We start from the raw sequence: 21361 nt of genomic DNA on the forward strand, positions 1-21361 counted from the left end.
GCCGCCCCGGTCCTTGGGCGCCAAGGCCGTGAGCCGCCCGCCGGGCCGCAGGGCCCGGATCGCGAGCGCCAGCGCGAAGCGGCGCTCGACCGTGCCGGGGGGCGCGAGCAGCACGGCGGCCTCGAGGCTTTCGGCCGCGATGTCCTCCAGCCGCGCGGAGCCGGGGATCAGCGGCGAGACCTGGGCGGCCCCGTCCGGCACGGCGACGAGTTCGGCGGACGGCAGTCCGTGGACGATGGCGGTCGGGTCAGAGGTGGCGGTCATGGACTCGGGTCATGTCGGGTTCACGGAACCGAAGCCTCCCGCTTTTCCCCTCCTCCTGCGGTGCCCGCGCAAGCGGGCCTCGACGAAGGGGTCCGGATCCCGCGCGATCCCTGGTGCCCTCCGTCGAGGCTGCGCTTCGCTCCGCGCCACAAGATCAGGGGGAAGAACGGGAAGTGCGGCGTTGAGAAAAAATCAGCCCGTCGGGAATTCGAGGCCCATCTCGCGGTAGCGAGCCGGGTCGTCGGCCCAGTTCTCGCGGACCTTCACGTGCAGGAACAGGTGAACCTTGGTCTCGGCCACCTCGGCGATCTCGATGCGGGCGGCCTGCCCGATCGCCTTGATGGTCTGCCCGTTCTTGCCGAGCACGATCGAGCGCTGGCTCTCGCGCTCGACGAAGATGGTCTGCTCGATCCGCACCGAGCCGTCGGGCCGGCCCTGCCACTGGTCGGTCTCGACGGTGGAGCGGTAGGGCAGTTCCTCGTGAAGCCGGTCGTAGATCTTCTCGCGCGTGATCTCGGCGGCGAGCATCCGCAGCGGCGCGTCCGAGACCTGATCCTCGGGGTAGAGCCACGGCGAGGGCGGCATCCGCTTCGCCAGCGCCTTGCGCAGGGTCTCGACCCCGTCACCGTTGAGCGCGGAGATCATGAAGGTGTCCTCGAAGGGCACCTGTGCGTTGAGCGTCGCCGCGAGTTCGAGCAGGCGCTCGCGGGGGATCAGATCGATCTTGTTGAGGATCAGGATCTTGGGCCGCTTCACGTCGGAGAGGCGGCGGAGAATCGCCTCGACCTCGCCGTCGGCGCCTTTCCGGGCATCGACCAAGAGGCAGACCGCGTCGGCATCGGCCGCGCCGCTCCAGGCGGAATGCACCATCGCCCGGTCGAGGCGGCGCTTGGGGGCGAAGATGCCGGGCGTGTCCACGAGCACGATCTGGGCCACGCCCTCCATGGCGATGCCGCGCACGAGCGCCCGGGTCGTCTGCACCTTGCGGGAGACGATCGAGACCTTGGCGCCGACCAGCGCGTTGAGCAGCGTCGACTTGCCCGCGTTCGGCACGCCGATCAGGGCGGCGAAGCCGGCCCGGGTCTCCTCCGGCGCGTGCGTCACGGCCCCGTCGGGGGCGATCTCGTCCTCAGCCATGTGTCAGCCCCGCGTCCCGTCCTGTCCCTGAGTGCCGCCGATGCCCTCACGAGCAAGAACGCCTCGCGCCGCCTCCTGCTCCGCGACGCGCTTCGAACTGCCCTCGCCGTAGCCCGGCTCGATCCCTTCGACCCGCACCGCGATCCGGAAGACCGGGGCGTGATCGGGGCCGGAGCGCTCCACCACCTCGTAGACCGGAATCGGGAGGCTGCGGGCCATCGCCCATTCCTGCAAGCTCGATTTCGCGTCGCGCCCCCGAGGCGCGCCGGTCTCCTCGCCGGGCCGGAAGGCCGCCTGCACGATCGCCTTGGTGGCGGCGTAGCCGGCATCGAGGAAGACCGCGCCGAGGATCGCCTCGCACACGTCGGCCAGGATGGTCTGGTTGCGCCGCCCGCCGGTCTGGACCTCGCCGGGGCCGAGATTGAGATGGGGCCCGACCTCCCAGGCCTCCGCCACCGCCGCGCAGGTCTCCCGCCGCACGAGGCCGGCGAGACGCCGCGACAGCTCGCCCTCCTCGGCATCGGGGAAGGCGGCGTAGAGCGATTCGGCCACGGCGAGGCCCAGCACCCGGTCCCCGAGGAATTCCAGGCGCTGGTAGCTGCCGACCCGGCCCGAGACGCCGGCCTTGCTCACATGGGTCAGGGCCAGGGGGAGCAGGGTTTGGTCGGCGAAGCGGTAGCCGATGCGTGCCTCCAGCACGTCGAGCCCGGGCCGCGGCCGCTGGGCGCGCCGGACCCGGCTGGACGGCCGGTCCTCCGGGACGTCGTCCGTCGTCATCTCAATGGACCGCCACCAGGCGGCGGCGCCCGCGCAGGGCGATGCGGCAGCTGACGTCATCGGTGAGGTCGGACGTCGGCAGCGCGAACACCGCGCCGTGGCCGCGCGACCGCTCATGGGGCAGGAACGCGCCCGAGCGCGCCCAGCGCGAAAGATCGCCGACCGGCCGAAATCGCGCCATCGCGGCCGCCCGCCGACCGGCGCGGCCCAGTCCTAACGCGAGGGCAAGACCCAACTGGAGGGCAAGACCCGACGCGAGGGCGAGACGCGCCCCGGCGAAGGCCTGGGCAGGCCTGAGCGCCGTGCCCTCGGCTTGAGCGATCGTCGTCACATCAGTGGATCGTCGAGAACATGCGGCTCCAGCGCACGTCGGCCGGCCAGCGCCAGAGCTGCCAGGCGGGCGTGCCTGCGTCGATCGAGAAGAAGATCATCTCGGCCCGGCCGACGAAGTTCTCGAAGGGAACGTAGCCGACGCTGGCGAGGTCGCGCGAATCGGTGGAGTTGTCGCGGTTGTCGCCCATCATGAAGTAGTGGCCGGGCGGCACCGTGTAAACGTTGGTGTTGTCCCAGCTACCGCGGTCGCCGTCGCGCTCGATCACCTTGTGCGAGACGCCACCCGGCAGGGTCTCCATGTACTGGGCGACCTTCACCTGCTGGTCGAACGCGTCCAGGGTGTCGTAATCGGCGATGCGCTCGCGCTTGACCGGGGTGCCGTTGATGACGAGCACGCCGGAGACGACCTGGATGCGATCGCCGGGCAGGCCGATGACGCGCTTGATATAGTCGGTGGCGTTGTCCTTCGGCAGCTTGAACACGGCGATGTCGCCGCGCTTCGGCTCGGCCGCCCAGACCCGCCCCTGCGCCTGGAACGGCAGGTACTCGGACAGAGGCAGAGAGTATTTCGAGTAGCCGTAGGTGTACTTCGACACGAACAGGTAGTCGCCGACCAGCAGCGTCGGGATCAGCGAGCCCGAGGGAATGTTGAACGGCTGGAACAGGAGCGTGCGCACCACCAGTGCGATCAGCAGCGCCTGGACGCCGACCTTCACGGTCTCGCGGATGCTCTCCCAGGTGGTGGGTTCGGCGGCCCGAAGCTCCGATTTGCTGTCGCGATCCACGCCCGCGCGTTCCATGCTCGTTGCCGTCGCAGCCTCCGGCCTCGCCGGAACGTCCGGCCCGTGCCGTTCATCCCGCGTCCGTTCTGCTGGGCCGGGGGTCTAGACCATGCGCGGCCTCCCCGCAACGCGAGGATGAGCCGGCTCAGACGGGCTCCGCCCTCAGCCCGGCGGGAGCGGGACCGCCTCGATGATCACGAAGGCTTGTGCCAGAGGGGGTTCGTCGGTGAGCGTGATGTGCAGCCGCGCCTCATGGCCGGGGGGGACCATGCCCGCCAGGTGCTCACGCGCACCTCCGGTGAGGTGCAGGGTCGGCGCGCCGCCGGGGAGATTGACCACCTCCATGTCGCGCCAGAACACGCCCTGGCCGATCCCGGTGCCGAGCGCCTTGGCGCAGGCCTCCTTGGCGGCGAAGCGGCGGGCATAGGAGGGGGCGCGGGCCGCACGCCGGTCGCATTTCGCCCGCTCACCCTCGGTGAAGACCCGGTGGGTGAAGCGGTCGCCGTATTTCTCCAGCGACGCCTCGATGCGACGGATGTCGCAGAGATCGGTACCGATGCCGAGGATCATCGAATCTTCCCGCGAACCGGCCTGCCGGTGCGGAGGCGTCCGCCGCCGGCGCGACGGGGCGCCGTCGCGCCGGCGGAGCGTCCTTTGCGGACCGTCCGTCTCATGAGCCGCTGCCCCTCACCGCCGCGCCCGGTCCATGGCGGCGCGCATGTCGTGCACCGCCTGCCTGAGCCCGACGAAGATCGCCTCGGCGATCAGGGCGTGGCCGATATTCAGCTCGCGCAGGTGCGGCACCGCCGCGACCGGGCCGACGCTGTCGAGGGTCAGGCCGTGGCCGGCATGGATTTCGAGGCCGAGCCCGGCGCCGTGGGCGGCGGCGCGGACGATCCGGTCGAGTTCGTGCGCCACGCGCTCTGCGTCGCCCGCCACCGCCGCCTCGCAATAGCTGCCGGTGTGCAGCTCGACCACGGGGGCCTTCAGGGCATGGGCCGCCTCCATCACCGCCTCGTCGGGCTCGACGAACAGCGAGACGCGGATGCCGGCCTCCGTGAGCGTCGCGATACGGGGCGCGAGGTGGTCGCGGCCACCGATGATGTCGAGGCCGCCCTCGGTGGTGCGCTCCTCGCGCTTCTCCGGCACGAGGCAGGCGGCGTGCGGCCGGGTGTGGAGCGCGATGCCGACCATCTCGTCCGTCGCCGCCATCTCGAGGTTCAGCGGCACCGGCAGCGCCTTGAGGCTGGCGATGTCGGCATCGCGGATGTGGCGGCGATCCTCGCGCAGATGGGCGGTGATGCCGTCGGCGCCCGCCGCCACGGCCTCCTGGGCGGCGCGGACCGGATCGGGCAGGAGCCCGCCGCGGGCGTTGCGGACGGTGGCGACGTGATCGATGTTCACGCCCAGGCGCAGGGACGACACGGGGGGCTCTTCCGGGTTTCGACGGCAGCGGGATGCGGGTTTAGCCGCTGGCGCCGAGTGTTGGAAGCGTCGAGGGCACGGCGAAGGCCGGCCCGGACGGGCGCACGGCCGCGCCCGCGCCCAGCCGCCGCAGGCCGGCCCGCGGGACCAGATCCCCCGGCTCGCGCAAGCCCCAGACCCATCCGAGCCGCCGGAGCGCCGTGAGCACCCACCAGCCCGGATCGGCCTGGCCGGGCTCGACGCCGAGGCGGGCCGATCCGGGCCAAGCGTGATGGTTGCCGTGCCACGCTTCGCCGAAGGTGATGAGCGCCGCCGCCGGCAGATCGTGCCCCTGCACGGCGACCCCGTCGACCGCCCAGCCCTGCGGCCCGCGCCGGTGCGTGACATGCCCGACCACCCAGTGCCCCGTCACCGAGACCGCCACCCGCACGGCGACGCCCCAGACCAGCCAGGGCATCCCGCCGACGAGGAAGAGAGCGAGGCCGAGCGGCACCTGTTGCAGCATCCAAGTCGCCTCGAGCCGGCGCAGGAAGGGATCGTCCCGCAGCCGCGCCTCCGGCACGAAACGCGGCGGATGGGCGAGATCCAGCCGGCAATGCATCTGCCACCACGCATCCTTCAGGAGCGGAGCCCGGTGTGCATGGAGATCGTGACAGGCCGCCTGCCGCTGCGCCCAGTCCCGCAGGTCGTGCAGGCGCACCATGCCGAGCGGCCCCGCCATCCCGACCAGCGTGCCGAGCCAGACCATGGTCCGCTCGAGCCAGAGGGGCGCCTCGAAGCTCCGGTGGATCAGGAGCCGGTGCAGCCCGAGCGAGTGCCCGAGGCAGAGCGTCACCGCGCTGAGGACGAGGAACACCATCACCGCCCCCGGGGTGACGAAGACCGGCCCGAGAGCGAGGGCGACCAGCGTCATCCCGCCGATCCAGAGCGATCGCCCCGGCGCCCAGGCGACACGCCCCTCCGTCGCGGAGACGCCCGGACCGGCGATCACCCGCTCCGTCGAGAGGCACGTTGCGGCGGTCCGCTGCATGAGGCTGCTCCGTTTCGATATTTAGGCAATTACTTAAATGCCGAAACGCCCGATGGTCAAGCGGGCCCGTTTTCGCTAGATCGGATCGGCTATCATGCAGCGCATCTTCGAAGCCCTCGCCTCCGCCCCCCGGCGCCGCATCCTCGCGATCCTCGCCCATGGCGAGATGAGCGCGGGGGACATCGCGGCGCGCTTCGAGATGACCCGCGCCTCGATCTCGCAGCACCTCTCCGTGCTGGAAACCGCCGGCCTCGTCGTCGGCGAGAAGCGGGGCCAGTTCGTCTTCTACCGTCAGGTGCCGGACAGCCTCGTGAACACCCTCGCCGGCTTCGTCCAGGAAGCCTGCCCCATCGGCCGCCCGCTCCGACACGAGAGCGCCGCCCGCGCCCGGCGCCAGAAGTCCTGACCGGGCGGCGGTGACCGGCTCGTCCGCCCATGCGGCGGCGCGGGCCGTTGCGCGGGCGCGGCCGATGCCCAGATTGTGCCGGGCCGACCCGGACGGCCGCCACAGGGATTGACCACGCATGCACGGCACGCTCTCCCGGCCGGACCCCGCACCGCCCCGGCCAGCCGCTTCCCGGCTGCCGCTCACCCTGCGCCTCGCCCTGCGCGAGCTGCGCGGCGGGCTCTCGGGCTTTCGGGTGTTCATCGCCTGCATCGCGCTGGGCGTCGCGGCGATCAGCGGCGTCACCTCGATCGCGGCCTCGCTCTCGGGCGGGCTCGGGCGGGAGGGCCGGCGGATCCTCGGCGGCGACCTGACCTACGCGCTGGTCAACCGCGAGGCGAGCCCGGCCGAACGCGCCGCCCTGTCCGCGCAGGGGCCGCTCTCCGAGGTCGCGACGCTCCGGGCCATGGCGGTGGCGGGCGACGGCGCGGCGCTGGTCGAGCTGAAGGCGGTCGATGCGGCCTATCCGGCGGTCGGCGCGGTCGAGACCGATCCGGCCCGCCCCCTGCCCGCGCTGCTGGCCGAGCGCGACGGCGTCTACGGCGCGGTCGCCGACCCGGCCCTGCTGACCCGGCTCGACCTCAAGACGGGCGACCGGGTGACCCTCGGCGGCTTTCCCGTGGAGATCCGCGCCGCGCTGGTCTCCGAGCCCGACAAGGTCGCGGCCGGCGTCGGGTTCGGGCCGCGCCTGATGATCGCGCTGCCCGCCCTGCGCGCCACCGGCCTCGTCCAGCCCGGCAGCCTCAACCAGTGGAGCTACCGCCTCCAGCTTCACGGCCTCGACGACGCGCGCCTCGCCGCCACCGACGCGGCGATCCAGAAGGCCCTGCCCGAGTCGGGCTTTCAGGTGCGCTCGCGGCTCAACGCCGATCCGCGCTTCGCCAAGGGCATCGAGCGCTTCACGCAGTTCCTCACCCTGGTCGGCCTCACCGCGCTCATCGTCGGCGGGGTCGGCGTCGCCAACGCCGTGCGGGCCTTCGTGGACGGGCGGCGCGCCTCGATCGCGACCCTCAAGAGCGTCGGCGCGCCGGGCTCGCAGGTCGTCGCCCTCTACCTCGTGCAGGTCATGCTGATCGCAGCCCTCAGCACGGCGCTCGGCCTCGCGCTCGGCGCCGCCCTGCCCTTCATCCTCGATGGGGCGTTGCGCGACCAGTTGCCCCTGCCGCTCAATCCCGAGATCGCGCCGGGCCGCCTCGCGCTCGCCGCCGCCTACGGGCTGCTCACCGCGCTGGCCTTCGCGATCCTGCCGCTGGGGCGCGCCCACGACGTGCCCGTGGCCGGGCTGTTCCGCGACACCGTCGATCCCGGGCGCAACCGGCCGCGAACCCGCTATGTCGTGGGGCTCGCCATCGCCCTCCTGGCGCTCGCGGGCCTCGCCCTCATCACGGCCTTCGACCGCAAGGTCGCGCTCCTGTTCATGGCCGCCGCCGCCCTCGCCTTCGGGGGCTTGAGGCTCGTCGCCGCCGGCATCATGGCCGGCGCCGCCCGCCTGCCGCGGCCGCGGGCGATGGTGCCGCGGATGGCCCTGGCCAACCTCCACAGGCCGGGCGCGCTGACCCCGGCGGTGGTGCTCTCGCTCGGCCTCGGCACGACGCTCCTCGTGACCCTCGGCGCCATCGACGCCAACATCACCCGGGCGCTGGAGAGCTCGCTGCCGGGCCGCGCCCCGAGCCTGTTCTTCCTCGACGTGCCCTCCCGCGACGCCGACGCCTTCACGACCTTCCTGGCCAACCGCGCCCCCGACGCGAAGATCGAGCGGGTGCCGATGATGCGCGGGCGCATCACCGCGTTGAACGGCGTCCCGTCCGGGCAGATCAAGGCGCCCGAGGACGCCGCCTGGGTGCTCGATGGCGACCGCGGCATCACCTATGCCGAGAGCCCGCCCGACGGCGCGCAGATCGTGGACGGCGCGTGGTGGAGCGCGGAGGACGGCCGCCAGCCCCTGGTCTCGTTCGAGGCGGACGCGGCCCGCGCCCTCGACGTCAAGGTCGGCGGCACCGTTACGGTCAACGTGCTCGGGCGCCCCATCACGGCGCGGGTCGCCAATCTGCGCAAGGTCGAGTGGCGCTCCCTCGGCATCAACTTCGTGATGGTGTTCTCACCGGGCACCTTCCGGGGAGCGCCGCACGCCGACCTCGCCACCCTGTCCCTGCCGCACGGCCCCGATCCGAAGCTCGAGGCGGAGATCGTGCGCGACGCCGCCAAGGCCTTCCCGTCGGTGACGAGCGTGCGGGTGAAGGACGCGCTCGATGCGGTCAACGATCTCGTCCACAAGCTGACGCTGGCGATCCGCGGGGCGAGCGTGGTCGCGGTCCTGTCGAGCCTCCTCGTGCTGGCGGGCGCCCTGGCCGCGGGCCATCGCGCCCGGCTCTACGACGCGGTGGTGCTGAAGGTGCTCGGCGCGACCCGGGGCCGGCTCCTCTCGGCCTACCTCCTCGAATACGGGGCGCTCGGCGCCATCACCTCGGTCTTCGGCATCCTGGCCGGAACCCTGGCCGGTGGGCTCATCGTCACCCGCGTGATGCGCCTCGATTTCCGGCCGGACTTCGTCGGGGCCCTGGGCGTGACCGGCCTCGCGGTCGCCTTCGCCGTGGTGGTCGGGCTCGCGGGCACGTGGCGCATCCTCGGCCAGAAGCCGGCCCCCTATCTGCGCCAGTTCTGAGGGGGGCTGGAACGCGAGCCCGCAGCAGACGGGGAAAGTCGTGCTTTAATCCCGCAGCGAACGCAAAAACTTCCATCAACCGAACGACTTGAAATCCGGGCCGTGAGCTTCAGCGCCCTCTTGTTTATGACTGCGTGACCGAACATATTCAGGCCAAGGCGCGTCCACCGCGCTGAAGGTCGCGCGTGGACCGGTACCATCCCCACGCCGGGAGCTTCCAAGGGAAACTTTCATGGCATTCGACAACAGCCCGTTCCGCTACGGCGCCCAGCCGCAGGGGTACGCCGGTTCCCAGGTCGAGGTCGACCAGGGCCTGCGCAGCTTCATGCTGGGCGTCTACAACAACATGGTCGTGGGTCTCGGGATCTCGGGTCTCGTCGCGCTCGGCCTCTTCCAGCTCGCCGTGGCCGACGCGCCGGGCGAGGCCGTGGCCCGCATGGGGAACGTGCCCCTCACCCAGCTCGGCGCGACGCTCTACGGCAGCCCCCTCAAGTGGGTGCTGATGCTGGCACCGCTGGCCTTCATCTTCGTGTTCTCCTTCCGGATGGACCGGATGTCGGCCTCGTCCGCGCGGATGATGTTCTGGGCCTTCGCGGCGGTGATGGGCGCCTCGATGTCCTCGCTGCTCCTCGTCTTCACGGGCGGCAGCGTGGTGCGGGTGTTCTTCATCACGGCGGCGACCTTCGGCGGCCTGAGCCTCTACGGCTACACCACGAAGCGTAGCCTGTCGGGCATGGGCTCGTTCCTGATCATGGGTCTGATCGGCCTGATCATCGCCTCGCTGGTCAACCTCTTCATGGCCTCCAGCGCCCTGTCGTTCGCCATCTCGGTGCTCGGCGTGCTCATCTTCGCGGGCCTCACCGCGTACGACACGCAGAAGCTCAAGGAGATGTACCTCTACAGCGGCATGGACGCCGAGGGTGCGGCCAAGATGTCCGTGAACGGCGCCCTGACGCTGTACCTGGACTTCATCAACATGTTCCAGTTCCTGCTCTCGCTGATCGGCGACCGCCGCTAAGCCTCGGGACCTCAGAGCCTGACAAGGAAAAGCCCCGGCCTTTCGGCCGGGGCTTTTTCATGCGCGCTCCCGTTTCGAAGCCGGTTCATCCGATCCCGCACGCTGGTCCCGCGGTGCCGCACGGAGCGCGTATCGGAGGGGTCGAACGAACCGGAGCGTCCGGCGGCTTCAACTATCGAAAAGACTCACTCCGTCAGGGAGCGGGCCTCTTCCGGCAACATGATCGGGATGCCGTCGCGGATCGGGTAGGCGAGCTTGGCGGAGCGGCTGATCAGCTCCTCGCGCACCGCGTCGTATTCCAGCGTCTCCTTGGTCAGCGGGCAGACCAGCAGTTCGAGGAGGCGCGGATCGACGCGGGTCGCCTCGACGGGCGGGGTGGGGCTGTCGGCCATGATGTCGTTCCCTGAAAGTCTTCGCCGCTGCGACGGCCGTGTCCATAGCCGGAAACGGCCGCCGACCCATACGGCAAAACGCTATTGCAGCGTCGGCTCCGCGCCGCTGGCGCGCACCAGCTCCATCTCGGTCACCGCGATCAGCACCTCGGCCCGGGTCCGGAGATCGGCAGCTTCCAGCATCGCCTGCTTCTCGCGCACGCCGAACGGGCTCATCATGCAGAGCGCGTTGACGAGCGCCTCGTTCGGCGCCTCCTCGATGCCGGACCAGTCGACTTGGAGCTCGTTGGCCTCGACGAAGCGGCGCAGGGTCTGCAGCACGCCCTCCCGGTCGACGGCCGCCTCGCCCGCCCGCGGCTCGAAATCGGCCGCGAAGGCGTCGTAGGACACCTGGCAGCGGCGATAGGTGGCGGTCGTCGCGAGCTCGCTCTCGACGCGGAAGCGGCTGACGCCGGTGAGCGAGATCAGGTAGCGCCCGTCGCCGGTCTCGGCGAACTGGCTGATGCGGCCGGCGCATCCGACCCGGTAGAGCCGCGGCGCCAGCGGCGCGCCGCTTCCGTCCGCGTCCGGCTGGATCATGCCGATGATCCGGTCCCCGCGCAGGGCGTCGTCCACCATGGCGAGGTAGCGCGGCTCGAAGATGTTGAGCGGCATCTGCCCCCGGGGCAGCAGCAGAGCCCCGGGCAGCGGAAACACCGGGATGATGGCGGGACAATCCGCCGGCGCCTTGAAATTCGCCTGCGCGCTCATGCGGATCTCCCGTGCGGGTCGTCGGAGGGCCGGCGCCCCGAGCTCATCGGCGCCGGCTCACGAGAACAGGATCGTCGAAAGCTGGCGGCGCCCGCGGATGGCGGCCGGATCCATCAGGCCCCAGGCCTCGAAGAACTGGAGCAGCTGCTTGCGCGCCCCGTCCTCGTTCCAGGTCCGGTCGGCCCGGGCGATGGCGACGAGTTGGTCCACGGCCTCGTCGCGCTTGCCGGCCGCGTTGAGGCCGAGCGCGAGGTCGAAGCGGGCCTGATGGTCGTTCGGATCGGCCTCGATCTGCCGCTGCAGGCCGGCGAGGTCGCCCAGGCTCTCGGCCTGGTCGGCAAGGTCGAGGGCGGCGCGCACGCCGGCCAGCGCCGGGTCGTCGGCCTTGTCGGCCGGCACCATGGCGAGGACCTGCCGGGCGTTCTCGATCTCGCCGAGTTCGATCTGGGTTTTGGCGAGCCCGGCGATGGCCTTCAGGTTGGCGGGCTCCTCGCGCAGGACCGCGGCGTAGAGCTCGGAGGCCGAGGCGAGATCGCCGGCGGAGGCGACGGCGGCGGCCTCGTCGAGGATCTGGTCGATCTCGGAGGGGCCGGCGAGCCGGTCGACGAAGGCGCGCACCTCCGATTCCGGCACCGCGCCCATGAAGGCGTCCACGGGCCGGCCGCGGTCGATCGCGATCACGGCGGGAATGGATTGCAGGCCGAGCTGCTGGCCGATCTGCTGCCAGACGCCGGGATGCTCGTCGATGTTGAGCTTGGCGAGCTTCACTCGGCCGCCCGCCGCTCGCACGACCTTCTCGAGGATCGGCGTGAGCTGCTTGCAGGGCCCGCACCAGGGCGCCCAGAAATCGACGATCACCGGCTGGTTCATCGACTCGGCGATGACCTCCTGCCGGAAGCCGGCGGTGGTGGTGTCCTTGATGAGACCGTCGGCGGCAGGGGCACCGGCGGGGTTGGCGTCGAGCATGGAGCCCTCTGGAATCGGAACGCGCGTTTTCGCGTGCGTTACATGGGGCCCGCGCCCCCGCCTGACCAGACGGTTTCGGGCGCGGGATGCCCCTTGGATCAGGGCTTGGCGCCCTCCTTGGTGTCCGGCTTGCTCTCGGGCTTGGCCTCGGGCTTGGCCTCGTTCGCCGCCGTGTCGGTGATGAAGGTGCCCGCATAGGTCTTGCCCTGCGACGTCACTTCGCAGTCGATCATGGTCTTGCCGGGCTCCGGGCGGGAGAATTTGCAGGCGCCGACCGCGGGCGAGGGCGAGCGGGCGATGCCCTCCGCGTTCTTCATGCCGGGCACCACGAGGCTGATCGGCTGGAGCTGCTCGGATTCCTCGGTGGCCTGGTGCTGCGCCCCGGCGCCGCTGAAGCTCAGGGACTGACCGTCCCAGGCAGCGAAGTCGAAGGTGGTGCGCCCGCGCGAGACCGTGTTGACGAGCTGCTCCTTGCAGTTCTGCGTGATGTCCTGGCCGCCGATGACCAGCCGCTCGCACCGGCCGGTCATCTTGACCTCGGCGCCCTGCTGGGCCGCCGCCGGACCCGCGGCGATCAGACCGAGGAATGCGAAAAGGGGGAGAGCGCGGGTCGTCATGGCGGGGTTCCTCCGAGAGCCAAGCCGCCTTCGCGGCCTTCGTTCGATCGCCGTGGTTCTGGCGCGCTCGGCGCCCGCTTCAAGCGCCGAAGCGCAGGGCGCGATCGTTGGGCGCATCGAAGTCGAGTTCCGGACCCAGCGGAACGATCCCGGTCGGGTTGATGTGCGGGTGGCTGCCGTAATAGTGCCGCTTGATCTGCGCGAGGTTCACCGTGGCGGCCACCTGCGGCAGCGCGTAGAGATCGCGCAGATAGTTCGAGAGGTTCGGATAGTCGGCGATGCGGCGGCGGTTGCACTTGAAGTGGCCGACATAGACCGCGTCGAACCGGACCAGGGTCGTGAACAGGCGGATGTCGGCCTCCGTCAGCCGGGCTCCGCAGAGGTAGCGGGCGCGATCGAGCCGCGCCTCCAGGGCATCGAGCTCCTCGAACAGCGCGGCGAAGGCCTCCGCGTAGACCTCCTGCCGCGTGGCGAAGCCGGCCTTGTAGACGCCGTTGTTGACCCGGTCGTAGACGCGGGCGTTCACGGCATCGATCGCCTCCCGCAGAGCCTCCGGGTAGAGGTCGGGCGCGGACGGGTCGGCGCCCGCGCCGCCGAAGGCGTCGTTGAGCATCCGGATGATCTCGGCCGATTCGTTGGAGACGATCGTGCCGCGCGCGCGGTCCCACAGCACCGGAACGGTCACGCGGCCGCTATAGTCGGGCTTGGCCCGCTGGTAGATCTCGTAGAGGCGCGTGGCGCCGAACAGCGGTTCCTCGGTCGAGCCCGGGACGCCGCCCTCGGCCTCCGGCTGGAACACCCAGCCCTCCTCGCGCATGTAGGGCGAGACGATTGAGACGGAGATCGCGGCCTCCAGCCCCTTCAGCGCCCGCACGATGAGGGCGCGGTGGGCCCAGGGACAGGCGAGCGACACGACGAGGTGGTAGCGCCCCGCCTCGCCCTTGAACCCGCCCTCCCCCGAGGGGCCCGGGCGGCCATCCGCCGTCACCCAGTTGCGGAAGGCGGAGGCCGAGCGCTCGAAGCGCCCGCCGGACTTGGCGGTGTCGTATCCCTGATCCCGCCACTCCCCGTCGACCAGCAAGCCCATCGTACGCCCTTTCCCTATCCTGCGAGCCGAGAAGATGGGAGCATGACGGGTCCAGAGAAGGCCGCCGGGCTGGCGGGGGCCGCGCGGAATCCCAGATGGTCGGTCGTGAAACGGAGCTGACGATGTCCGCACGCCTGTTCGAGCCCCTGCGCCTGGATGCCCTGGAACTGGAGAACCGCATTCTCGTCGCGCCGATGTGCCAGTACTCGGCCCGGGCCGGCGAGGCCACGGACTGGCACATGATGCATCTGGGCCAGCTCGCGCAGTCGGGCGCCGGCCTGCTGACCCTGGAGGCGACCGCGATCGCACCGGAGGCCCGCATCTCGCCGGCCGACCTCGGCCTGTACGACGCCGGCACCGAGCGGGCGCTCGCCCGCGTGCTGCAGGCGATCCGCGACTACGCCCCGATCCCGATCGCGATCCAGATCAACCATGCGGGCCGCAAGGCCTCGAGCCGCGTCCCCTGGGAGGGCGGCGCGCAGATACCGCCCGAGGCGCCCGACGGTTGGCGCACGGAGGCCCCCTCGGCCCTGACCCATGCCGAGGGCGAGGTGCCGCCCCATGCCCTCGACGCGGAGGGGCTCCGGCGCGTGCGCGATGGCTTCGTCGCGACGGCGCGGCGGGCGATGCGGCTCGGCATCGAAGGCGTCGAGATCCACGGCGCCCACGGCTACCTGCTGCACCAGTTCCTGTCGCCGCTCTCCAACCGGCGCGAGGATCAATACGGCGGCAGCCTGGAGAACCGGATGCGCTTCCCGCTCGAGGTGTTCGACGCGGTGCGCGCGGTCGTACCCGCGGGCCGGCCGGTCTGGATGCGGGTCTCGGCCACCGACTGGGTCGAGGACGGCTGGAGCCTCGACGAGACCGTGGAACTCGCCCGCGCCCTCAAGGCGCGGGGCGCGGCGGCGATCCATGTCTCCACCGGCGGCCTCTCCATCGCTCAAAAGATTCCGCTCGGGCCGGGCTATCAGGTGCCGTTCGCCGAGCGGATCAAGGCGGAGACCGGGCTCACCACCATCGCGGTCGGCCTCATCACCGAGCCGGCCCAGGCGGAAGCCATCCTCGCCGAGGGCCGGGCCGACGCGGTCTCGCTCGCCCGCGCCCTGCTCTACAACCCCCGCTGGCCCTGGCACGCGGCGGCCGAACTCGGGGCGCAGGTGCGGGCGCCCCAGCAGTACTGGCGCAGCCAACCGCGCCAGTACAAGGATCTGTTCGCGGACACGGCCCACGGGCAGCGTTGACCGATCGCTTGCCCGCGGGCCGGCCCCGGGCGGCGCGGCGAGGGGATTTCGGTCGCGCCCGGCGCGAACCGGCGGCGATCCCGGCGCAGGCCCGCACACCCTATTTCGGCACCGCCCCCACCAGCGGTCCGAGGGGACGGCTCAGGTCCGAGCGGCCGAGGCCCGGGGCGTAGAGGCTCGACACGCTGCCGTCGAGGAACAGCGCGTTGCGGCAGCCGAGGTCATCCTTGAACAGGCGGGCGAAGGCCCCGAAGGTCACCGGCTGCTCGGAAATGGCGAAGACCGCGGTGCGCCCGTCGTCGCGCACGCCGACGCCGTTGCGGATCTTCTGGCTCGGGCCGTCCGTCGAGATCTTGGGATGGATCTTCCCCTCGATCACCAGCATCGGGCCCGATTGGGTGGCGAAGTCGGGGCCGACCTTGGCGCGCAGGTAGCGGGCGGTGTCCATCACGCCGGCCCGCTCGCCCTTCACGTAGAAGACGCCGTTGGGCTTGAGGTGGAAGTTGCCCGGCCCGTTGGCGGTCGAGACGCCCTTCATCTCCCGGCCCTCCTCGACATAGAGTCCGACCGGGGCCTGGCCCTTGTCGTACATGCCGGCATTCATCGCGAAGCTGAGGCGGGGACCCTGCCGGTCGGCAAGGGTGCCGAGCGAGGAATAGGGCAACCCGTCCGAGCCGAGCCAGAACAGGCGCACCCGCTCGCGCCGCAGATCGACGGTGCAGACCGTGTAGGGCTGCCCCTCGGCCTCGACCGCCCGGCAGGGACCCTTGCCGGCCGCGGGAGTCTGCGCCGCCGCGGCGGCCGGGAGGAGCGCGAGCAAGAGCGCGAGAGAGGTGAGGCGAAACGCCACGGGCGGTCGATCCCTGTCTGTCGGTGCCCCGTCGGGCGAGGCTGGAGCCGTGAACGGTCTCTCCTCGCGCGAAAGCGGTGCGGCGTTCAAGGGGCGCGGCGCAGGGCCCGCCCTCCGCCGCCACGGGCGGGCCGCCTCTCGCGTTCGAACCTCACGGGATTGAGACCGCAAGTCGCGTGAACCCTCTGTTTCCCGTGAGCGTTTGGTGCTGAGGGGGGACAGCATTCTCTCGGTGGAGATGGTGTGATGATACGGGTTGTTCTGGCATCGGCCGCGATGGCCGGCGCGCTGGCGATGATCCCGGCGACCGCCGACGCTCGTCCCGGCTTCGGCGGTTTCCACGGTGGTGGTTTCCATGGCGGCGGCTTCGGCGGCGGCTTCCGCGGCGGTGGTTTCGGCGGCCCACGCTTCGGCGGCGGGTTCGGCGGACATCGCTTCGGCGGTGGGTTCGGTGGCTACCGGGCGGCCGGCTTCGGGCCGCGCTACGGCGGCGGCTACGGCTGGCGCGGGCATGGCGGGTGGCGCCGCGGCTATGGCGGCGTCGGGCTTGGCCTCGGCCTCGGCCTCGCGACGGGAGCCGCGCTCGGGGCGGGCTATTACGGTGGCTACGGGGGCTATTACGGATCGCCCTACGGCTACTCCAACGTCGGCTACGATCCCTACTATTACGGCGGCTGCTACACCGTGGAAAAGGTGAAGTGGACGCCGTGGGGTCCGCGGCGGGTTCTGGTCGAGCGCTGCAACTGATCCGGTCCGGATCGCTGTGACGGAAGGGGCCCGCGCGGCCCCTTCTTCGTTTCGTCAGCGCCGCATCTCGTCCCGTCGCATCGGCATGGCGTCGATGGTCGAGAACAACCGCTGCGGAGGGATCGGTTCGTCCGCGCTCAGCTTCGCCCCTCCGTCCTTGCCGACCAGCACCGCGCGGAAGCCGTCGGCGGGAAGGCTGAGAGCCTTGCGGATCGCCACCGCCCGCGGATCGTGCCCCACCGCCTCGACCGCCACGAGGTCCCGCTCTGCCGTGCCGGTCCGGGCCGAGGCGAGCGCCTGACGCTGCGCCGCGAGCCGGGGATCGTCGGCCTCGGGCGCGGCGATGACGAGCACCCGCGATTTCCAGAGATACGCCGCCAGGGGGTTGCTCCCGCCCGCCGCCATCGCCCCGCCTCCGCTCATCAGCGCCGCGAGGACGAGTCCGACCTGTCCCGACCGCATCGCCGTCCCCCGCCGCGCCTTCATTGCCGGGATCAGCGTGCGACCCCTCTGCCCGGTTCCCTGTCCGCCCCGTTCGGGAGACGTCCATGGCTCTTATGAATCGTCGGATCGTCCTGGCCTCCCGGCCGCACGGCGAGCCGAAGCCCGAGCATTTCCGGCTGGAGGAGAGCCGGGCGCCGACGCCGAAGGAGGGCGAGGTTCTCCTGCGCACCCGCTGGCTGTCGCTCGATCCCTACATGCGCGGCCGCATGAGCGCGGCGAAGTCCTACGCGCAGCCCGTCGAGATCGGGGAGACCATGGTCGGCCAGACGGTGAGCGAGGTGGTGGCCTCCCACCATCCCGCCTACGCGCTCGGTGATCGCGTGCTGAGCCCCGCGGGATGGCAGGATTACTTCGTCTCGGACGGGACCGGCCTGCACCGGCTCGATCCGGCGGCCGGCCCGCCGAGCGCCTTTCTCGGCGTTCTCGGCATGCCGGGGCTCACGGCCTATGCGGGCCTCCTCGAGATCGGCCGCCCGCAGCCCGGCGAGACCGTCGCGGTGGCGGCCGCCGCCGGGCCGGTCGGCTCCCTCGTCGGCCAGATCGCCCGGATCAAGGGCGCGCGGGTGGTCGGCATCGCGGGCGGGCCGGAGAAATGCGCCTACCTCACCGACGTCCTCGGCTTCGACGCGGCTCTCGACCACCGGGCCGGCGACTTCCCCGACGCCCTGGCGCGGGCCTGCCCGGACGGCATCGACGTGTATTTCGAGAATGTCGGCGGGGCCGTGTTCGCGGCGGTGCTGCCGCTCCTCAACGATTTCGCCCGGGTGCCGGTCTGCGGCCTCGTCGCGGGCTACAACCTGAGCGAAATGCCGCCCGGGCCCGACCGGGCTCCCCTGCTGATGCGCGCCGTGCTCACCCGGCGCCTGACGCTGCGCGGCTTCATCGTCTCGGATTTCGCCGGCCTGCACGGCGCCTTCCTGCACGACGTCGGCGATTGGCTGAAGGCCGGCCAGGTCAAGGCGCGGGAGGATGTGGTGGAGGGGCTGGAACAGGCGCCCGCCGCCTTCGCCGGGATGCTGCGCGGCACGAATTTCGGCAAGCTCGTCGTAAGGGTGGCCTGAGATCGGCGGCGGGACGGCGCCGAGGGGTAGTCCCTCGGCGTGTCCGGCTCCCGCGCAGTCCCAGCACGATCTCACGCCACGGCGCTCTTGCGGGACAAATAGAACAAAACTAGAACATGATTCCGCCGCGTGGACGGGCTCGCCGGTGTGAAGCGGGCACAAGCGCGGCGGACGGCTTGCCCGCGCGGGGGCGGACCTTCAAGGTCCGGCCATCGCGGGCGAGGATGGGCCCTGTGAGATCGGATCGGATGGAGAGAGTGAGATGGCGGGCAGCGTCAACAAGGTGATCCTGGTCGGCAATCTCGGGCGCGATCCCGAGACGCGGCGGCTGTCCTCGGGCGACCCCGTGGTGAACCTGCGCATCGCGACGTCGGAGTCCTGGAAGGACAAGGCGAGCGGCGAGCGCAAGGAGAAGACCGAGTGGCACTCGGTCGTCATCTACAACGACAACCTCGCACGCGTCGCGGAGCAGTACCTGCGCAAAGGGTCGAAGGTCTACATCGAGGGCCAGCTTCAGACCCGCAAGTGGACCGACCAGTCGGGCGTCGAGAAATACACGACCGAGGTGGTGCTTCAGCGATTCCGCGGCGAGATGACGATTCTCGACGGTCGCGGTGGCGGCGGCGGCGAGTTCGCGGGCGAGGACGATCAGGGCGGCGGCGGCGGTGGCCGGATCAGCCGCGGCGGCGACCGGGATGGCGGGCGCGACGATTACGGCTCGGGCCGTTCCTCCGGCGGCGGCGGCGGCGGCGACCGCCGGCCCTCCTCAGGGGGCGGATCGAAGCCGAACTACGACCTCGACGACGACATTCCGTTCTAGGACCTCGACCCGAAAGGGGGGACGCCGGCTCTCGACAGGGGGCCGGCGTTTCCCGTGGAGGATCAGGCGCGCCGTGGCTTCGTGGCCCGACGCGTCCGGGTCGAACCTCCCCAATGGTGGCCGCGAAGGTTTGGTCAGGCCTGGGCGGAGACCGGATCGCCCGCCGTTCCGTAGCCGCGTCGGGCGGCGGCGCGGTTGACGAGGCCGAAGCGCAGCACGGACTCCTCCCAATAATCGATCGCCCGCACGAGCCGGCGCCGCGCCCGCTCGGTCTCCTCGGGCGCCGCATCGGACGGCGTCTCGGCCAGCCCCACCGCCGCGATCAGCACGTTGTCGCGCTCGTCCTCGATGCGCCGGTCGCGCTCGAGATGTCCGCGCACCTCGGCATCGAAGAGGGCGATCACCCGCCAGGGCAGTTCGTCCTTGTCGACGCCGCCGGGAAAGGTCGCGGCCAGGCGCCGCCCCTCGGCACCGGCCCGGCGCATCAGGTCCGACAGGCTCGTCTCCATCCGGTCTCCTTCCGAGGTTCGCTCCGCCCCCCACCGAGGCCCGTTCGGCAACGCCCGTCGCGCCGAGATGGCCCCGCCGCCGGGCTCCGAATCGGCGAAGAATCGCCCCGCGCGAGGGCCGAAGGGCGCGCGCGGCGGGCCGATTGGACGCCCATTGGGGGGCCAAAGGCTTCGTAAGTCACGGCCACGCCGGTCGATTTCGTCCGCGATTGTGCCTTATTGCCTTCACACTCACCGGTGAAGTGCAAAAGGCGGCAGATCGACCGCGAATGCAGTCTCGGGGGCGAGAATGGTGGATGTCGAGAACCTTCCGGCTTGGGCGCGGCGACGGCTGGACCGGCATTTCAAGCGCGGCGGCAGCGGACGCATCGTTCGCTGGATGACGGTTTCGGCCGGCACGGTCGCCGATCCCGTGGCCGACGCGCCGCCCGCCGATTCAGGCGCGCCCCTTCCGCCGGACAACATCCTCGTCTTCGCGCGCTCGGCGGCGCCTGCGGCCCCGGAGCCGGCCCGCAGCCTCGCGGGCTGACGCCGCCCCGCCTGCGCGTCCGCCCGACGAGGCCTGGGCTCCGATCGTCGGGCGACCGCGCGTCGGGACGGCCGTGATCTGACGGATCGGGATCGGGCCCGGCGTCGTGCGAAGAAACCGGGCTCGCCGCCGTTCCAGCGGTTCGGGACGGCGCAAGCGTGGCAGGAATGCCGCACCGTGAGGAGAAGCGCACGCGCGCGGGCCGGTTGAGGGGTGAGCCACAGAAAGGGCATAACATCTGCTTAGCCGCCAGGGCCGAAGGGGGGTCCATGGGCAGCAAGCGGGATGGTTCGATGAGACGGACGGGATGGTTCGGCGTGAGCGCGGCGGCGGTTGCGGGCCTCGCCTTCGCGACGGCCGGCACGGCCGCGGCGAGCGAGATCGTCAGCGGCAAGGCGCGGGTTCTCAACGGCGACACGCTCGTCGTCGGTGGCCGCGTGGTCGGGCTCTACGGCGTGGCCGCGCCGGGTCTGAAGCAGACCTGCCTGAACGCCAAGGGACAGGGTTACGCCTGCGGGACCACCGCGGCGAAGGCGCTCGCGGCGCATCTGCGGGAGGCCACGGTGTCCTGCCGGATCCGCGAGACGGACAGCTACGGCCGGGCCCTCGCGGTCTGCCTGCGGGACAAGGACGATCTGAGTGCCTGGATGGCGGAGCGCGGCTTCGTCATGGCCGACCGCCGCCGGGGCCAAGCCGCCTATGTCGGCGCCGAGACATTGGCCTGGGGCAAGCGCCTCGGGCTCTGGGCGGGCTCCTTCGAGGACCCGACCAACCGGCCGCGCACGGCCTATAACCGCGCCAACGCCGTGGCCGAGGCGCAGCCCGGCGCCCACTGAGCCGAGCCGGGCGGTCTGGCGCGAGAGCAAGCGGGCCACGCAAAGGCCCCACGTCAGGAAGCCACGGCGGACAATCCGGTGCCGGGGCCGCCGCGGTCGCCGATCCGCCGCATCGCGCGCGTGTCGTTCGAGGCCTCCGCCCCGGTCGGGCGAATCGTCCGGCGGTTCGGACCCGCCGGAGCGCCGCACCAGGCGAGGATGGGAGGGCTGCCCATGTCGATCGAACAGGATCTCGGCTTCCGATCCAAGCTGGTGCTGCACAAACTCGGCCACGATCTCGGACGCTCCCTCGACGAGCGCGGCGCCCTGGATCTGCCCCGGGCATGGCACGCCCTGGTCGACGAGATCGGCGACCGGGCCGACGACACCCTCACCCTCCAAGTCCATCGCACCCTCCAAGTCCATCGCACCCTCCAAGTCCATCGCACCCTCCCAGTCCCTCTCACCCTCCAAGTCCATCGCAACGACGATCCGACGCTCGGCCACGACCGCATCGTGTTCGACCTGGCGGAGTGACGGGGCTGCAGGCCGGGGGACCGCGGGCGATCGAGCGCTTGCGGTCCCGGAAGGCCAATGCCA

At 71.4% G+C, this 21361-nt stretch carries 25 protein-coding genes and 1 pseudogene; 10 read left to right on the forward strand and 16 right to left on the reverse strand.

What is annotated here, in order from left to right; all coding sequences use genetic code 11:
* The 8 genes and pseudogenes from LW587_RS13030 to LW587_RS13065 all read right to left on the reverse strand — a co-directional run.
* Positions 1–264 (reverse strand): annotated as a pseudogene (locus LW587_RS13030) (methyltransferase); the annotation flags it as partial.
* A gap of 192 nt (positions 265–456) precedes the next feature.
* Positions 457–1401 carry a GTPase Era gene (gene era / locus LW587_RS13035; protein WP_232630023.1) on the reverse strand — a complete coding sequence of 315 codons (945 nt, stop codon included), beginning with the start codon at positions 1399–1401 and terminating at the stop codon, positions 457–459.
* A gap of 3 nt (positions 1402–1404) precedes the next feature.
* Positions 1405–2178, reverse strand: coding sequence for a ribonuclease III (gene rnc / locus LW587_RS13040; protein WP_232630024.1), 774 nt, complete (start codon positions 2176–2178; stop codon positions 1405–1407).
* Position 2179: 1 nt separating this feature from the next.
* The gene (locus LW587_RS13045) at positions 2180–2509 is read right to left on the reverse strand and encodes a hypothetical protein (protein WP_232630025.1); all 330 of its coding nucleotides are present in this window, start codon (positions 2507–2509) and stop codon (positions 2180–2182) included.
* 1 nt (position 2510) lies between these two features.
* A complete protein-coding gene (lepB, locus tag LW587_RS13050) occupies positions 2511–3311 on the reverse strand; it encodes a signal peptidase I (protein ID WP_232630026.1) in 801 nt (266 codons plus the stop codon).
* A 144-nt stretch (positions 3312–3455) separates the two neighbouring features.
* Positions 3456–3863: a holo-ACP synthase gene (gene acpS / locus LW587_RS13055; RefSeq protein WP_232630027.1), complete on the reverse strand. Its 408-nt coding sequence runs from the start codon at positions 3861–3863 to the stop codon at positions 3456–3458.
* 117 nt (positions 3864–3980) lie between these two features.
* On the reverse strand, positions 3981–4718 hold the full coding sequence (locus tag LW587_RS13060; protein WP_232630028.1) for a pyridoxine 5'-phosphate synthase: 738 nt from the start codon (positions 4716–4718) through the stop codon (positions 3981–3983).
* 40 nt (positions 4719–4758) lie between these two features.
* The gene (locus tag LW587_RS13065; protein ID WP_232630029.1) at positions 4759–5748 is read right to left on the reverse strand and encodes an acyl-CoA desaturase; all 990 of its coding nucleotides are present in this window, start codon (positions 5746–5748) and stop codon (positions 4759–4761) included.
* A gap of 94 nt (positions 5749–5842) precedes the next feature.
* Between LW587_RS13065 and LW587_RS13070 the strand changes: the two genes are divergently transcribed.
* The 3 genes from LW587_RS13070 (at position 5843) to LW587_RS13080 (ending at position 9873) form a co-directional block, all read left to right on the forward strand.
* A complete protein-coding gene (locus LW587_RS13070) occupies positions 5843–6154 on the forward strand; it encodes a metalloregulator ArsR/SmtB family transcription factor (protein WP_232630030.1) in 312 nt (103 codons plus the stop codon).
* A gap of 118 nt (positions 6155–6272) precedes the next feature.
* Positions 6273–8855: an ABC transporter permease gene (locus LW587_RS13075; protein ID WP_232630031.1), complete on the forward strand. Its 2583-nt coding sequence runs from the start codon at positions 6273–6275 to the stop codon at positions 8853–8855.
* A gap of 232 nt (positions 8856–9087) precedes the next feature.
* Entirely contained in the window at positions 9088–9873 is a 786-nt protein-coding gene (locus LW587_RS13080; RefSeq protein WP_232630032.1) for a Bax inhibitor-1/YccA family protein, read from the forward strand.
* A 185-nt stretch (positions 9874–10058) separates the two neighbouring features.
* Here the strand turns inward: LW587_RS13080 and LW587_RS13085 are convergent, their stop codons facing one another.
* The 5 genes from LW587_RS13085 to LW587_RS13105 all read right to left on the reverse strand — a co-directional run bounded on the left by LW587_RS13085 (position 10059) and on the right by LW587_RS13105 (position 13685).
* Positions 10059–10265: a Trm112 family protein gene (locus LW587_RS13085; RefSeq protein WP_232630033.1), complete on the reverse strand. Its 207-nt coding sequence runs from the start codon at positions 10263–10265 to the stop codon at positions 10059–10061.
* 81 nt (positions 10266–10346) lie between these two features.
* Positions 10347–11015, reverse strand: coding sequence for an LON peptidase substrate-binding domain-containing protein (locus LW587_RS13090; protein ID WP_232630034.1), 669 nt, complete (start codon positions 11013–11015; stop codon positions 10347–10349).
* 57 nt (positions 11016–11072) lie between these two features.
* Entirely contained in the window at positions 11073–11981 is a 909-nt protein-coding gene (locus LW587_RS13095; protein WP_232630035.1) for a thioredoxin family protein, read from the reverse strand.
* Between the two features lie 98 nt (positions 11982–12079).
* Positions 12080–12598 (reverse strand): hypothetical protein, encoded by a 519-nt coding sequence (locus tag LW587_RS13100; RefSeq protein ID WP_232630036.1) that lies wholly within the window; start codon positions 12596–12598, stop codon positions 12080–12082.
* 79 nt (positions 12599–12677) lie between these two features.
* Complete coding sequence (locus tag LW587_RS13105) at positions 12678–13685, reverse strand: glutathione S-transferase family protein (protein WP_232630037.1); 1008 nt, start codon at positions 13683–13685, stop codon at positions 12678–12680.
* Between the two features lie 122 nt (positions 13686–13807).
* On the opposite strand from LW587_RS13105, the gene LW587_RS13110 reads away from it, so the two are divergent.
* On the forward strand, positions 13808–14926 hold the full coding sequence (locus LW587_RS13110) for an NADH:flavin oxidoreductase/NADH oxidase (RefSeq protein ID WP_232630038.1): 1119 nt from the start codon (positions 13808–13810) through the stop codon (positions 14924–14926).
* Between the two features lie 100 nt (positions 14927–15026).
* Here LW587_RS13110 and LW587_RS13115 read toward each other — a convergent pair whose 3' ends face one another.
* A complete protein-coding gene (locus tag LW587_RS13115) occupies positions 15027–15776 on the reverse strand; it encodes a phosphodiester glycosidase family protein (protein ID WP_442919145.1) in 750 nt (249 codons plus the stop codon).
* A 246-nt stretch (positions 15777–16022) separates the two neighbouring features.
* Between LW587_RS13115 and LW587_RS13120 the strand changes: the two genes are divergently transcribed.
* Positions 16023–16523, forward strand: coding sequence for a hypothetical protein (locus LW587_RS13120; protein ID WP_232630039.1), 501 nt, complete (start codon positions 16023–16025; stop codon positions 16521–16523).
* Between the two features lie 54 nt (positions 16524–16577).
* Here the strand turns inward: LW587_RS13120 and LW587_RS13125 are convergent, their stop codons facing one another.
* Positions 16578–16985, reverse strand: coding sequence for a DUF4174 domain-containing protein (locus LW587_RS13125; RefSeq protein ID WP_232630040.1), 408 nt, complete (start codon positions 16983–16985; stop codon positions 16578–16580).
* Between the two features lie 86 nt (positions 16986–17071).
* Here LW587_RS13125 and LW587_RS13130 point away from each other — a divergent pair, with 86 nt between their 5' ends.
* Together LW587_RS13130 and ssb are read left to right on the forward strand one after the other, a co-directional pair.
* Positions 17072–18088 carry an NADP-dependent oxidoreductase gene (locus LW587_RS13130; protein WP_232630041.1) on the forward strand — a complete coding sequence of 339 codons (1017 nt, stop codon included), beginning with the start codon at positions 17072–17074 and terminating at the stop codon, positions 18086–18088.
* 262 nt (positions 18089–18350) lie between these two features.
* A complete protein-coding gene (ssb, locus tag LW587_RS13135) occupies positions 18351–18908 on the forward strand; it encodes a single-stranded DNA-binding protein (RefSeq protein ID WP_232630042.1) in 558 nt (185 codons plus the stop codon).
* Positions 18909–19042: 134 nt separating this feature from the next.
* On the opposite strand, the gene LW587_RS13140 is transcribed toward ssb, so the two are convergent.
* The gene (locus tag LW587_RS13140; RefSeq protein WP_232630043.1) at positions 19043–19417 is read right to left on the reverse strand and encodes a hypothetical protein; all 375 of its coding nucleotides are present in this window, start codon (positions 19415–19417) and stop codon (positions 19043–19045) included.
* Positions 19418–19796: 379 nt separating this feature from the next.
* On the opposite strand from LW587_RS13140, the gene LW587_RS13145 reads away from it, so the two are divergent.
* From LW587_RS13145 to LW587_RS13155, 3 genes are all read left to right on the forward strand, one after another.
* Entirely contained in the window at positions 19797–19946 is a 150-nt protein-coding gene (locus tag LW587_RS13145; RefSeq protein ID WP_232630044.1) for a hypothetical protein, read from the forward strand.
* A 293-nt stretch (positions 19947–20239) separates the two neighbouring features.
* Positions 20240–20782 carry a thermonuclease family protein gene (locus LW587_RS13150; RefSeq protein WP_232630045.1) on the forward strand — a complete coding sequence of 181 codons (543 nt, stop codon included), beginning with the start codon at positions 20240–20242 and terminating at the stop codon, positions 20780–20782.
* A gap of 213 nt (positions 20783–20995) precedes the next feature.
* The gene (locus LW587_RS13155; protein ID WP_232630046.1) at positions 20996–21298 is read left to right on the forward strand and encodes a hypothetical protein; all 303 of its coding nucleotides are present in this window, start codon (positions 20996–20998) and stop codon (positions 21296–21298) included.
* Positions 21299–21361 lie beyond the last annotated feature (63 nt).

It is taken from the genome of Methylobacterium sp. Leaf118 (assembly GCF_920984675.1).
Classification (GTDB): Bacteria; Pseudomonadota; Alphaproteobacteria; order Rhizobiales; family Beijerinckiaceae; genus Methylobacterium.

Excerpts from the sequence above, each read along its gene's own strand:
- LW587_RS13140 (WP_232630043.1), bottom strand. The coding sequence starts at position 19,417 with ATGGAGACGAGCCTGTCGGACCTGATGCGCCGGGCCGGTGCCGAGGGG.
- LW587_RS13155 (WP_232630046.1), top strand. The coding sequence starts at position 20,996 with ATGTCGATCGAACAGGATCTCGGCTTCCGATCCAAGCTGGTGCTGCAC.
- LW587_RS13065 (WP_232630029.1), bottom strand. The coding sequence starts at position 5,748 with ATGCAGCGGACCGCCGCAACGTGCCTCTCGACGGAGCGGGTGATCGCC.
- rnc (WP_232630024.1), bottom strand. The coding sequence starts at position 2,178 with ATGACGACGGACGACGTCCCGGAGGACCGGCCGTCCAGCCGGGTCCGG.
- LW587_RS13075 (WP_232630031.1), top strand. The coding sequence starts at position 6,273 with ATGCACGGCACGCTCTCCCGGCCGGACCCCGCACCGCCCCGGCCAGCC.
- acpS (WP_232630027.1), bottom strand. The coding sequence starts at position 3,863 with ATGATCCTCGGCATCGGTACCGATCTCTGCGACATCCGTCGCATCGAG.
- LW587_RS13145 (WP_232630044.1), top strand. The coding sequence starts at position 19,797 with ATGACGGTTTCGGCCGGCACGGTCGCCGATCCCGTGGCCGACGCGCCG.
- LW587_RS13070 (WP_232630030.1), top strand. The coding sequence starts at position 5,843 with ATGCAGCGCATCTTCGAAGCCCTCGCCTCCGCCCCCCGGCGCCGCATC.
- LW587_RS13105 (WP_232630037.1), bottom strand. The coding sequence starts at position 13,685 with ATGGGCTTGCTGGTCGACGGGGAGTGGCGGGATCAGGGATACGACACC.
- LW587_RS13130 (WP_232630041.1), top strand. The coding sequence starts at position 17,072 with ATGGCTCTTATGAATCGTCGGATCGTCCTGGCCTCCCGGCCGCACGGC.
- LW587_RS13080 (WP_232630032.1), top strand. The coding sequence starts at position 9,088 with ATGGCATTCGACAACAGCCCGTTCCGCTACGGCGCCCAGCCGCAGGGG.
- LW587_RS13150 (WP_232630045.1), top strand. The coding sequence starts at position 20,240 with ATGAGACGGACGGGATGGTTCGGCGTGAGCGCGGCGGCGGTTGCGGGC.
- LW587_RS13085 (WP_232630033.1), bottom strand. The coding sequence starts at position 10,265 with ATGGCCGACAGCCCCACCCCGCCCGTCGAGGCGACCCGCGTCGATCCG.
- LW587_RS13095 (WP_232630035.1), bottom strand. The coding sequence starts at position 11,981 with ATGCTCGACGCCAACCCCGCCGGTGCCCCTGCCGCCGACGGTCTCATC.
- LW587_RS13090 (WP_232630034.1), bottom strand. The coding sequence starts at position 11,015 with ATGAGCGCGCAGGCGAATTTCAAGGCGCCGGCGGATTGTCCCGCCATC.
- lepB (WP_232630026.1), bottom strand. The coding sequence starts at position 3,311 with ATGGAACGCGCGGGCGTGGATCGCGACAGCAAATCGGAGCTTCGGGCC.
- LW587_RS13125 (WP_232630040.1), bottom strand. The coding sequence starts at position 16,985 with ATGCGGTCGGGACAGGTCGGACTCGTCCTCGCGGCGCTGATGAGCGGA.
- LW587_RS13110 (WP_232630038.1), top strand. The coding sequence starts at position 13,808 with ATGTCCGCACGCCTGTTCGAGCCCCTGCGCCTGGATGCCCTGGAACTG.
- LW587_RS13120 (WP_232630039.1), top strand. The coding sequence starts at position 16,023 with ATGATACGGGTTGTTCTGGCATCGGCCGCGATGGCCGGCGCGCTGGCG.
- ssb (WP_232630042.1), top strand. The coding sequence starts at position 18,351 with ATGGCGGGCAGCGTCAACAAGGTGATCCTGGTCGGCAATCTCGGGCGC.
- LW587_RS13100 (WP_232630036.1), bottom strand. The coding sequence starts at position 12,598 with ATGACGACCCGCGCTCTCCCCCTTTTCGCATTCCTCGGTCTGATCGCC.
- era (WP_232630023.1), bottom strand. The coding sequence starts at position 1,401 with ATGGCTGAGGACGAGATCGCCCCCGACGGGGCCGTGACGCACGCGCCG.